The sequence below is a fragment of the Kribbella sp. NBC_00889 genome (assembly GCF_045207705.1).
Taxonomy (GTDB): Bacteria; Actinomycetota; Actinomycetes; order Propionibacteriales; family Kribbellaceae; genus Kribbella.
Map to the genome: position 1 here is coordinate 4682180 of NZ_CP108783.1, position 12275 is coordinate 4694454.

The window sequence follows — 12275 nt, forward strand, 5'->3', positions numbered from 1 at the left end:
GTTGGTTAAGGAAATTACTGCGGACAGTTGAGTCACGTAACGCTTCGTGATCGAACCCCCGATCGCGTCGATCAGAGTGCCGATACATCCGTACTGTCCGTCACGCCGCTCCGCTGTCAAGGCCCGATGGCCGGAATACCAGCCGCGGGCCACCATCGGCGCGGTCGCCTGGCCGGTGCGTGGACCGATCCTCGCCGAAGGTCTGGCGCAGCTGCTCCCGGCTCACGTCTGCAGGCTAGCGGTCGTGAGCCGGGAGCGACCGCTTACAGTGCGGCGCGGCCGGCCTCGAGGCGGGCCACCGGGATGCGGAACGGCGAGCAGGACACATAGTCCAGGCCTGCCTCGTGGAAGAAGTGGATGCTGTCCGGGTCGCCGCCGTGTTCGCCGCAGATGCCGAGCTTGAGATCCGGCTTGGTGGCGCGGCCGCGGTCGACGCCGGTACGGACCAGCGCGCCGACACCTTCCCGGTCGATCGACTCGAACGGCGATACCGCGAAGATGCCCTTCTCCAGGTAGCGGGCGAAGAACGCGCCCTCGACGTCGTCGCGGCTGAAGCCCCACGTGGTCTGGGTCAGGTCGTTGGTACCGAACGAGAAGAAGTCGGCCGCCTCGGCGATCTGGTCCGCGATCACTGCCGCGCGCGGCAGCTCGATCATCGTCCCGATCGGGATGTCCCACTCGACGCCCAGCTCGGCGATCACGCGTTCCACCTCGTCCCGGGCCAGGTGCAGCTCCTGGACCGCGCCGACCAGCGGGATCATGATCTCCGGCTGCGGGTCCTTGCCCTGCTGCTTCAGCTCGACGGCCGCGGACGCGATCGCCCGGACCTGCATCGCGAACAGCCCGGGGATGACCAGGCCGAGCCGGACACCCCGCAGGCCGAGCATCGGGTTCTCCTCGTGCAGCCGCTCGACCGCAGCCAGCAGCGCGGCATCGTGACCCGGGTCCTGACCGCGCTCGCGGGCCAGCGCGACCTTGACCGCCAGATCCTCCATCGACGGCAGGAACTCGTGCAGTGGCGGGTCGATCAGCCGGATCGTCACCGGCTGCCCGTCCATCGCGGCCAGCAACTCCAGGAAGTCGCCCCGCTGCAACGGCTCGAGCTCGGCCAGCGCCGCATCGCGATCACCGTCGTTGTCGGCCAGGATCAGCCGCTCGACAGCTTCCCGGCGCTCGCCCAGGAACATGTGCTCGGTCCGGCACAGCCCGATCCCCTCGGCCCCGAACCGCCGCGCCCGGGCCGCATCGTCCGCGGTGTCCGCATTGGTCCGTACGCCGAGCCGCCGTACGTCGTCCGCATGCGTGATCAACCGGTGCACCGCGGCCACGAGTTCGTCGCCGGACTCGGGAGCCAGCGAACCTTCGAAGTACTGCACCACCGGGGACGCGACCACCGGGACCTCGCCGCGGAACACCTCGCCGGTCGTCCCGTCGATCGAGATCGTCTCACCGGCCTCGATTACCGTGCCGTGCACCTTGATGGTGCCCTGGGCAACGTTCACGTCGAGTTCCTCGGCGCCGCAGACACAGGTCTTGCCCATGCCGCGGGCAACCACGGCCGCGTGCGAGGTCTTGCCGCCGCGGCTGGTCAGGATCCCCTGCGCCGCGATCATGCCGTGCAGGTCGTCCGGGTTCGTCTCGCGCCGGACCAGGATCACCTTCTCGCCGCGGTCCGCGGCCTCGACCGCGGCGGCCGACGTGAACACGATCGTGCCGGACGCCGCACCCGGCGACGCACCGATCGCCTTGGTGATGAGATCGGTGTCCGCGTCCGCGTCGAACCGCGGGAACATCAACTGCGCGAGCTGCGCACCCTTCACCCGCTTCAGCGCCTCGTCGGTGTCGATCACGCCCTCGTCGATCAGGCTGGTCGCGATCCGGAACGCGGCCGCCGCGGTCCGCTTGCCGACCCGCGTCTGCAGCATCCACAGTTTGCCGCGCTCGACAGTGAACTCGATGTCGCACAGGTCGCGGTAGTGGCCCTCGAGCTTGGCCATGATCGCCATCAGATCGTCGTACGACGTCTTGTCGATCTGCTCCAGGTCCGCGAGGGGGACGGTGTTGCGAATGCCGGCCACCACGTCCTCGCCCTGCGCGTTTTGCAGGTAGTCGCCGTACACACCGGGCTGACCGCTCGACGGGTCGCGGGTGAACGCGACGCCGGTGCCGGAGTCCATGCCGAGGTTGCCGAACACCATCGAGCAGATGTTGACCGCAGTACCGAGGTCGGTCGGGATCCGCTCCTGCCGGCGGTAGAGGATCGCGCGCTCGGAGTTCCACGAGCCGAAGACGGCCTCGATCGCCAGGTCCATCTGGGTCCGCGGGTCCTGCGGGAACTCGCGGCCGGTGTGCTCGTGGACGGCCTGCTTGAAGGTCTCGACCAGGCGCTTCAGGTCGTCCGCGTCCAGGTCGAGGTCGTTGCGGGTGCCCTTGGCTTCCTCGGCCGCCTCGATCGCGCCCTCGAACACGTCGCCGTCCATGCCGAGCACGGTCTTGCCGAACATCTGGATCAACCGGCGGTACGCGTCCCAGGCGAACCGCGGGTTGCCGGAGTGATGCGCGAGCCCGTTCACCGAGTCGTCGTTCAGGCCGACGTTCAGAACGGTCTCCATCATCCCGGGCATCGACACGGCCGCTCCGGACCGGACCGAGACGAGCAGCGGGTCGTCGGCCTGGCCGAGCTTCTTGCCCATCTTCTGCTGCAGTACGTCGACGTGGTGGTCGATCTCGTCGGCCAACTCCGGTGGCACCGAGCCGGTGGCCAGGTACGCGCGGCAGGCCTCGGCGCTGATGGTGAATCCGGGTGGCACCGGCAGGCCGAGGTTGGTCATCTCGGCCAGGTTCGCCCCCTTCCCGCCGAGCAGCTCCTTCATGTCCTTGTTGCCTTCGGCGAAGTCGTAGACGAGTTTCGGCACGATCACTCCCTGTGGTTCAGGCGGTGCTTCTGAGCGCGGTGTGGTGGCCCGCTGGCCCATCGACTCCAGTGGCGGGGGCGTTGCTCTCAGAGTAAGCCCGAAAACCAGTCCAGTTGAACACTGGTCTCACGATGCCGACGTGACTCTGCCCACAGGTCGAAGGCCGGAAAACCCTTCCCCCGTTGACAACGCAAGACAATCGGCACGTTCGCCAACGAAACCTTCCAGCGAATCGCTCCCGGGGTTTCGTCGTGTCGACGGCGGGCACCGCGAGTGGTGTTCGTCTCGCCGTCCGGCGCGTCGCGGTGCCCGCGGGTTACGCTCGGCACTGCCGACGGTTCGCCTGGTCGGGTGGTCGACGACGAGGCGAGGCAAGAGGGAACCCGGTGTGAATCCGGGACTGCCCCGCAGCGGTGAACGGGAACGACAGCCGTCAGACAGCACTGGACGCCCGGCGTCCGGGAAGCGACGGCCAGTAGGCCGACCGGTCGGACCGACCGGACTGCCCGTGAGTCCGAAGACCTGCCGACGGTCCGCGCACCAGCCGGTGCGCGGTGGATCGGTGGTCTCGTGGGAGGACCCGTCCGGCGTCTCCGCGACCCCGCCGATCCCTGGCACGCTCGCGAGGAGAGAGACGTGAACACCATCAAGACAGTGCTGGGCTATCCGCGCATCGGCCCGGACCGTGAACTCAAGAAGGCCGTCGAGAAGTACTGGTCCGGCGACAGCGACGCGGCCGAACTGGAGGCGACCGCCCACCGACTGCGCGCCGACACCTGGCGCGACCTGGCCGGCCGCGGACTCGACGTTCTCCCCGGTAACACCTTCTCGTACTACGACCAGATGCTCGACCACGTGCAGCTGTTCGGGATCATTCCGGAGCGCTTCCGCGCCCTCGGTCGCTCCGGACTCGACACGTACTTCGCGATGGCACGTGGCCACGCCGAGGTCGCGCCGCTGGAGCTGACCAAGTGGTTCGACACCAACTACCACTACTTGGTCCCCGAGCTCACCGAGAACACGGTGTTCCGGCTCAACCCGGCCAAGCCACTCGAAGACCTGGCGGCCGCGCGAGAAGCCGGTGTGGAGACCCGCCCGGTCCTGATCGGACCACTGACCTTCCTGCTGCTCTCGAAATCCACAACTCCGGGCTTCGAGCCACTCAGCCTGCTCGACCGTCTCCTGGACGCGTACGCCGAACTCCTCGGCAGGCTCGATGCCGCGGGAGCCGACTGGGTGCAGCTGGACGAGCCGGCGTTGGTCCAGGACCGCACACCGGCTGAGCTCGACGCTCTCCGTCGCGCGTACGACCGGTTGGCGAAGCTCACCGAACGCCCGCGTCTCCTGGTCGCGACGTACTTCGGAGATCCCGGTGCTGCCCTGCCGGTGCTGGCGTCCACCGCGGTCGAGGGGCTGGCGGTCGACCTCGTGTCCACTCCTGGCCTGGTCGACCAACTGGCCGTCTTGCCGGCCATCCAGCGTAAGACCGTTTTCGCCGGGGTGGTCGACGGCAGGAACGTCTGGCGCACTGCCCTGGGTGAGGCGTTGTCGACCTGCGTGAAGCTGCTCGGCTCCGTCGGCCGGCTCGCCGTCTCCACCTCGTGCTCGCTGCTCCACCTGCCGTACGACGTGGATGCGGAGGACGAGCTCGATCCGCAGGTGCGGGCGCGACTCGCGTTCGCGCGGCAGAAAGTCGACGAGGTGGTCCTGCTCGGCCGTGCGCTCAGCGAGGACGAGCCCGGCGTATTGGTGAACCTCGACAATCCGTCCCGCGGCCCGTTGAACGAGTCCGGCCTCGCTCGTGAGCAGGCGGTCCGCGACCGGGTCGCCGCGATCGGTCCCGAGGATCGGCAGCGAGCGCCGTACGACGAACGCCGGAAGGCGCAGGAGTCGATCGGGCTGCAGGATCTCGCGACCACCACGATCGGCTCGTTCCCGCAGACCGCGGATCTCCGCCGTACCCGGACCGAACTCCGGTCCGGCCGGATCGACCAGGCGACGTACGACGAGCGGATGCGGGCCGAGATCGCGCGGGTGATCAGCCTGCAGGAAGAACTCGGGCTGGACGTGCTCGTGCACGGCGAGCCCGAGCGCAACGACATGGTCCAGTACTTCGCCGAACAGCTGGACGGCTTCGCGACCACCAGGCACGGCTGGGTGCAGTCGTACGGCAGCCGGTGCGTCCGACCACCGATCCTGTACGGCGACGTGTCGCGACCCGAGCCGATGACCGTGCGCTGGGCGTCGTACGCGCAATCGCTGACCGAGCGGCCGGTGAAGGGGATGCTGACCGGGCCGGTGACGATCCTGGCCTGGTCCTTCGTCCGCGACGACCAGCCCGTCGCCGTCACCGCCGATCAGGTCGCGCTGGCCCTGCGGGACGAGGTGGTCGACCTGGCGTCGGCCGGGATCAGGATCGTGCAGGTGGACGAACCTGCGCTGCGCGAGTTGCTGCCGTTGCGATCGGCGGAGCAGAAGGCGTACCTGGACTGGTCGGTCGGTGCGTTCCGGCTGGCCACCGGCGGGGCGTCCGCCGAGATCCAGATCCACACGCATCTGTGCTACTCGGAGTTCGGTGCGGTGATCGCCGGGATCGACGGACTGGACGCCGACGTGACCACGATCGAGGCCGCGCGGTCGCGCATGGAGATCCTCGGCGACCTCACCGCCGCCGGCTTCCGCCGCGGCGTTGGCCCGGGCATCTACGACATCCACTCTCCTCGCGTCCCCAGCCAGGAGGAACTCACGGACCTGATTGACCGGGCCGTGGCGGCCGTGCCGGCAGACCGGTTGTGGATCAATCCGGACTGCGGCCTGAAGACCCGCGGCTACGACGAGGTGATCCCCGCGCTCCGGCACCTGGTCCAGGCGGCCCGGACCGCCCGCAGCTGAGTGGCCTTGCCGTGGGCACCTTGTCTGGTGCCCACGGCAACCGGGTCAGAGTTTGCGGCGGGTGCGGAGGTAGTCGCCTACTACGGCGGCGCCGAGGCCGTCGGGGTCGGGGGCCAGGACTCGGCCGCCGCTGCGGCGGGCCAGGAGGTCGACGAAGGCGTTGAGGCGGGGGTCGTCGCCCAGGCGGAAGACCGTGAGCGACGCGCCGAGTTTGGCCAGGCGGTCCACCTCGAAGATCGTCTTGCGGAGCGTGGCCGGCTCGGGTGGGTAGGAGAACTCCGCCGTACCGTCCGGCTCGAGGTGCGCGGTCGGCTCGCCGTCGGTCACCATCAGGACCACCGGCTGCGCGTCCGGATGGCGACGCAGATGACGGCCGGCCAGCAGCAGGGCGTGATGCGCGTTCGTCCCCTGCTCCCAGGCGCCCTCCATCCCGATCAGCTGCGGCAGCTCGACGACTCCGGCGTACCTCCCGAACGTGATCAGCTGGAGCGCGTCGTTGCGGTAGCGGGTCGAGATGAGCTGGTGCAGGGCGAGTGCCGTCCGCTTCATCGGCAGCCAACGGCCCTCCTGGACCATCGACCACGACGTGTCGACCAGCAACGCGACCGCGGCCCGGGCCCGGTGCTCGGTCTCCGCGATCTCCACATCAGCCACATCCAGCTTGACCGACCCACTGCGCGTAGCACTCCGCAGTACTGCGTTCCGCACGGTCCGAGGCACATCCCACGGCTGGGTGTCGCCGAACTGCCATTGCCGGCTGGAGCCACTCAGCTCCCCAGCAGCCCCGGCATTGGCAGCGTCGCGTTCACCCGATCCCCGAGCAGCCCGCAGTACGTCGGCCAGCGCGGTCTGCCCGAGCTGTCGCAGAGCCTTCGGCGACAACCGCAACGAACCATCAGGCGCTCGCTCGAGCAAGCCCTGGTCGCGCAGCTGCCTCTCCAGCTCGGACAACCGGCGAGCATCCACCGTTGCCTCGTCGCCGAGCTGCCGGGTGAGCGCATCGAGGTCGATGTCCTCGAGCCGCGCGCCCGGATACGACTGCGCCAACTGCTCGGCCAGCGCATCGAGCTCGGCGAGGTCGGACATCGCCCGCGCACCGTCGGCGAGACCGAGCGGGTCGTCACCACTCATCCGCTCCGACCCGGTCCAGTCCTCCCCCGGCCGCAGCGACTGCAGCTGGGCGTCCAGCTCCGCCAACTGCTGGGCGAGTTGCGGACTGCCGAAGGCCTGCTGCGACAACTCCATCAGCTCGGCCCGCTGCTCGGCAGTCATCGAGTTCATCATCCGCTGCGCCGCGGCCGCCCGCTGCGCCAGTACGTCGATCAGTTCGTCGACGTTCTGCGGATTCTCCGGGAAGAACTCGCCGTGCCTGGCCATGAACTCGTCGAACAACTCCGGCACCTCGGGCCGGTCCTGCGCGTGCGCGGCGAGCAACGCGTTGAGGTCGGTGAGCATCTCGTTGATCCGCTCGACGTCCTCAGGCGTAGTCTGCTGCAGCGCCTCCTTCATGCCCTCGAACCGCGACCCGAGCAGCTCGCGCCCGAGCAACTCCCGGATCTCCTCGTACTTCTGCCGCGCCTCCGACGACTCCCACTGGTAGTTGGCCAGCTCCCGTACGGCGGCCGCCGTACCCGACGGAAGCGCGTCGAGCTCGGCCTCCTTGAACCGGGCATCGTCGGACGGGTTCGGGAACAGTTCGCGCCGCTCGGCTGCCAGCGCCTCGTCCAGCAACCGCTGGACATCCCGCAGGGTGCCGTCGAGGTTGTGCCGCCGCTGGATCTCGCGGCGGCGCTCCCACATCCTGCGGGTGAGGTCGTCCAGGCCCTGGGTGTTCCGGGTGCCGCGCCGGAGAAGTTCCTCCAGCGCGGACCGCGGCGACGAGCCGTTCATCACGTCGCGGCCGATCTCATCCAGCGCGTCGCGCAGATCCGCGGGCGCCTTCAGTGGATCCGGCCCGTCGTGCCACGGCCCGTAGGACCAGCCTTCCGGTATGGACGCGGACATGTCAGATCCCGTAGATCGTCGTGTCGTTGTCGGCGTCCTTGGCCAGTCGTTTCGACAGGTACAACGCCTCCAGGGCGAGCTCGACCGCGGCAGCGATGCGGCCGGGCGACTCGTCCGGCTCGACGCCGGCGCGCGCGGCGACGTCGTGCAGAACCGGCAGCTCCGGCAGCGCGGCCAGAACGTCCCGGCCGGGCACCCGCTCACCCGTGGTGACAAGGTTGCCATCAGCAACAGCGTTGGCCAGCGGGCTGAGGTCGAGCCCGGCGAACCGCTCCCGTGCGGTGTCGGCGACCGAGCGACGCAGCAGGTACTCGAGCAGCTCGATCTCGCGCCCTTCCTCGCCCGGCTCGAACTCGAGCTTGCCGCGCAGTACGGCGGGCACGGCCTCCAGATCGACCGGCCGCGCGACGGCCGGCTCCTCGCCGGTGATCGCGCTGCGCCGGAGCGCGGCGGCGGCGATCGTCTCGGCCGCGGCGACCGCGAACCGGGCCGACACACCCGAGCGCTGATCGATCGACGTCGACTCGCGCAGGTGCCGGACGAACCGGGCCAGCACCTCGAGCAGCGGCTCGCCGACCTCGGCGGTGAACTCGGCCTCCTGCCGGATCACGTCCACCTCGGCGTCGATGTCGAGCGGGTAGTGGGTCCGGACCTCGGCGCCGAACCGGTCCTTCAGCGGCGTGATGATGCGGCCGCGGTTGGTGTAGTCCTCCGGGTTGGCCGTTGCCACCAGCAACACGTCGAGCGGCAGCCGCAGCGTGTACCCGCGGACCTGGATGTCGCGCTCCTCCATCACGTTGAGCAGCGCGACCTGGATCCGTTCGGCCAGGTCCGGCAGCTCGTTGATCGCCACGATGCCGCGGTGCGCCCGGGGCACGAGACCGAAGTGGATGGTTTCCGGGTCACCCAGACTGCGGCCCTCGGCAACCTTCACCGGGTCCACGTCACCGATCAGGTCGCCCACCGAGGTATCCGGTGTCGCGAGCTTCTCGGCGTACCTCTCGCTTCGATGGATCCAGGTGACGGGCAGTTCGTCGCCGAGCTCCGCGGCGCGGCGGCGCGACGCCGGCGTGATCGGTTCGAGCGGGTGCTCGGGCAGTTCGGCGCCCTCGATCACCGGAGTCCATTCGTCCAGCAGGCCGACCAGCGTGCGCAGCAGCCGGGTCTTGCCCTGGCCGCGCTCACCGAGCAGGACGACGTCATGCCCCGCGAGCAGGGCGCGTTCGAGTTGCGGAATCACCGTCCGGGTGAACCCGACGATGCCGGGCCACGGATCACGCCCGGCCCGGAGTTCTGTCAGCAGGTTGTCACGAATCTCGGCCTTGATCGACCGTGGGAGATACCCGGCGGCCCGGAGGTCACCGGCCTTACGAGGAAGTTCAGCAGGTGCACTAGTCACAGGTGAGACGTTAGCTCGCTCACCCCAAATCGCACCCCGAATATCTCAGCAGGCGGCCTCGCTCAGCGCTTGGGCGTGACCCGGCCGGAGGTGAAGACGTGACTCGGCGTGAACGTGACCGGGACGCACGGATGCTCCGGCGCCTCGCGGGTGACGAAGTGATCGCCGTCCGCGGGCTCGGTTGGGCGCAGCTCGTACTCCTGCACAGGCAGCTCGGCGAACGACAGCCGGTCACCGGTGGCCTGATACGCCATCACCAGCGCGTCGTCGCGCCGTACGACGTCCAGCCGGACGCTGGCACGTTCGTAGCGGCCGACATGGCGGTCGTCGACCGGAGCGTCGGCCGGCTGCGGTGAGGCCGGGTGGCCGACCCCGGTGAAGTGCGTGAAGACCTCGGTGGCCAGCGGCTCGAACAGGGTCGTGCCATTGCCGGAGTTGGTCAGCAGACACATGATCAGCCGCGCCTCGGGGTCGATCCGGAGGAACGCCAGCTGGGAGATCGTCGTACCGTCGTGGCCGAACAGGCCGCGGCCTTGCCAGTCATAGATCCGCCAGGCCAGGCCGAGGTTGCTGAAGCCGCCGATGCCACCGGCGTACGGGACCTGCGGGTCCTGCATCGACCGGTAGCGGTCGTCGGTCAGGTGGATCCGGGCGAACTCGAGCAGGTCGCCGGCCGACGCGGTGACCCCTCCGGCCGGACCGATGCTCCGAGGCAACTGCCACGTCTTGACCGGCGATCCGTCGGTGCCCAGGTGACCCAGCGCGGCGCGGTGCAGGATCGCCTCCTCCGGCAGCGTGACCGTCCTGGTCAGTCCGAGCGGCTCGACCAGCCGCTTGCGCAGCGACTCGTCCCAGCTGCCGCCGTCGAGCACCTCGATCAGCCTGCCGAGCAGCACGAACCCGGCGTTGCAGTAGGAGTACGCCGTACCTGGCTCGAACAATTGCTCGACGTCTGCGAGGAGACCGACGTACCGCTCGAGGCACTCGTCGCCGCGGCCGGTGTCGGTGAACACGTCGCCGTCGATGCCGCTGGTGTGAGTGAGCAGGTGACGGACGGTGATCCGTGGATCGATCGATGCCTCAGGCAACAATTTCACCACGGCGTTGTCCAGATCGAGCCGCCCCTCCGCGGCCAGCTGGACGATCATCGTCGCGGTCCACGGCTTGCTGACCGACCCGAGCTGGAAGAGCGAGTCCTCCGTCGTTTCGACCCCGGTCGACGCATTCAGCACGCCGTACGGCGCGATCGTCGTCTCACCGTCGTGCCAGATCCCGAGCACCGCCCCCGGAACCTTCGCCGTCACCGCCAATTCACTCAACCGTGCAGACCAGTCAGGCATGCGCCCAACCTACTTCGTTGCCTCCTCCAGCAGCGCACGGAGGGCGGTCCAGGCAGCGGTCTCATCGAAGTTCTCCGCCAGCAGGATCTTCGTCGCCAGGCCGGCCGAGTCCCGGTAGAACGCGAGCAGCAGGTGCTCGGTGCCGATGTAGTTGTGCCCCAGCGTCAGCGCCTCCCCGACCGCGCCTTGCAGCACGTGCGCGGTCCGTCGGGTGAACGGCGGTCGCTCGGCGTCGAGCGTCTTCGGCGGGTCGGTCGGCTCCTCCGCTGGATTCACCTCGTCGACGGCGGCGCGGACCCGTTCTTTGGTGATCCCGTGGTGCAGCAGGGCCTTCGTACCCAGCGACTCGGGCTCGGCGTAGAACGCGAGCAGCAGATGTTCGGTGCCGATGTAGTCGTGGTTGTCGCCGCGGGCCACGTCCGCCGCGGCCTTCACCACAGCCATCGCACGCTTCGTGTACCGGTTGAAGGCCGGCTTGCTGGTCCACGAGTCGGCGAAGCGCTTGTGCGCGGCCTGCTTGCTCACGCCGAGCACCGCGCTGATCTCGACCCAGGACTTGCCGGCGCCGCGGGCGCGGTCCACGAAGAAGCCGAGTGCGGCGTCGCCGGTGCTGGTCAGTTCGCTGATCGTCGACGCCGCGGCGCCAAGCTGCTCGAGTTCGTCGTCGCTGCCGGCGTCCGACTTGATCGTGGTGATGAGTTGCTGCAGGTCAGGTCCAGGAGTCATGCCGTCAACCTTAGGTTGACAATCTGTTGGGCGTCAACCCTGGGTTGACGCGGCCTGGGCTGTACGGTTTGGCGCGTGCAACCTCTGCCGGATGTGATCAGTGACGGGCTGCGGGTGCTGTTCTGCGGGATCAATCCCGGGCTGATGTCGGCGGAGACCGGTCATCACTTCGCCCGGCCGGGGAATCGGTTCTGGCCGGCGTTGCACCTGGGTGGGTTCACGCCGCGCCAGTTGCGACCGGACGAGCAGGGTGAGCTCCTGATCTACCGCCTCGGGATCACCAACGTCGTCGACCGCCCGTCCGCGCGAGCCGACGAACTGACGCGCGCGGAGTATCTGGCCGGCGGGGAGAACCTGGTGAAGAAGGTCCTTCGCGTCCAGCCGGAATGGCTCGCGATCGTCGGCGTCACGGCGTACCGGGACGCTTTCGGCGAGCGGAAGGCTGCCATGGGCAAGCAGGACCGCCTGATCGGGGACGCCCGCGTCTGGATCCTGCCGAATCCGAGTGGGCTCAACGCGCACTACACCTTGCCGAAGCTCGCCGCCGCGTTCGCGGAACTCGAGCAGGTCAGTTGACAGGCCGCCGTACTGCTGCCCGATGCGGCCCTGCCCGACTGACCTGACACCTGGGGTGGGCAGGATTGGGCCCATGCGTGCGAGCGAGCTGATCCAGTCCGTCGACAAGCTTCCGTACGGCGTGCGGCAGCGGGCGGCCGCACTGGCGGGCCGTCGGCTGAACGGGTCGACGCTCCTCGACGAGCTGGCACGCTGTGCGTCGTACGAGCGGACGCTCGGGCTGACCGTCGCGCAGGCGGCCGGGGACGTCTCTTACGTGACCGCGTTGCTGCGGGACCCAGATCCCTCGGTGCAGGCGCCTTCTCGGCAGCCAACCTGTTCCGCTCCCGTCTGACGGCAAGCGAAGCCAACTGGTCCCCCGAGTCCCTGGCGGATCCGGCGACACAGCTCGTCCACGACCCGGACCTGGTCGCCGGCCTCCTC

Annotated in this window: 8 protein-coding genes and 1 riboswitch; of the genes, 3 read left to right on the forward strand and 5 right to left on the reverse strand. The window is 69.1% G+C overall.

Annotation, left to right across the window (positions count from 1 at the left end):
- Positions 1-263: 263 nt before the first annotated feature.
- Complete coding sequence (ppdK, locus tag OG817_RS22640; protein WP_406046664.1) at positions 264-2915, reverse strand: pyruvate, phosphate dikinase; 2652 nt, start codon at positions 2913-2915, stop codon at positions 264-266.
- Positions 2916-3233: 318 nt separating this feature from the next.
- A riboswitch (cobalamin riboswitch) is annotated at positions 3234-3460 on the forward strand.
- Between the two features lie 91 nt (positions 3461-3551).
- Between ppdK and metE the strand changes: the two genes are divergently transcribed.
- Complete coding sequence (gene metE, locus OG817_RS22645; RefSeq protein ID WP_406046665.1) at positions 3552-5807, forward strand: 5-methyltetrahydropteroyltriglutamate--homocysteine S-methyltransferase; 2256 nt, start codon at positions 3552-3554, stop codon at positions 5805-5807.
- A 45-nt stretch (positions 5808-5852) separates the two neighbouring features.
- Here metE and OG817_RS22650 read toward each other — a convergent pair whose 3' ends face one another.
- The 4 genes from OG817_RS22650 to OG817_RS22665 form a co-directional block, all read right to left on the reverse strand.
- A complete protein-coding gene (locus OG817_RS22650) occupies positions 5853-7811 on the reverse strand; it encodes a vWA domain-containing protein (protein WP_406046666.1) in 1959 nt (652 codons plus the stop codon).
- A 1-nt stretch (position 7812) separates the two neighbouring features.
- Positions 7813-9210, reverse strand: a complete 1398-nt coding sequence (locus OG817_RS22655) for an ATP-binding protein (protein ID WP_396394661.1) — start codon at positions 9208-9210, stop codon at positions 7813-7815.
- 62 nt (positions 9211-9272) lie between these two features.
- Positions 9273-10550, reverse strand: coding sequence for a serine hydrolase domain-containing protein (locus OG817_RS22660; RefSeq protein ID WP_406046667.1), 1278 nt, complete (start codon positions 10548-10550; stop codon positions 9273-9275).
- 9 nt (positions 10551-10559) lie between these two features.
- Positions 10560-11276, reverse strand: a complete 717-nt coding sequence (locus OG817_RS22665; protein ID WP_406046668.1) for a Clp protease N-terminal domain-containing protein — start codon at positions 11274-11276, stop codon at positions 10560-10562.
- 75 nt (positions 11277-11351) lie between these two features.
- Here OG817_RS22665 and mug point away from each other — a divergent pair, with 75 nt between their 5' ends.
- Together mug and OG817_RS22675 are read left to right on the forward strand one after the other, a co-directional pair.
- The gene (mug, locus tag OG817_RS22670) at positions 11352-11852 is read left to right on the forward strand and encodes a G/U mismatch-specific DNA glycosylase (protein WP_406046669.1); all 501 of its coding nucleotides are present in this window, start codon (positions 11352-11354) and stop codon (positions 11850-11852) included.
- Between the two features lie 73 nt (positions 11853-11925).
- On the forward strand, positions 11926-12186 hold the full coding sequence (locus tag OG817_RS22675) for a hypothetical protein (RefSeq protein ID WP_406046670.1): 261 nt from the start codon (positions 11926-11928) through the stop codon (positions 12184-12186).
- The last annotated feature ends 89 nt before the right edge of the window (positions 12187-12275 follow it).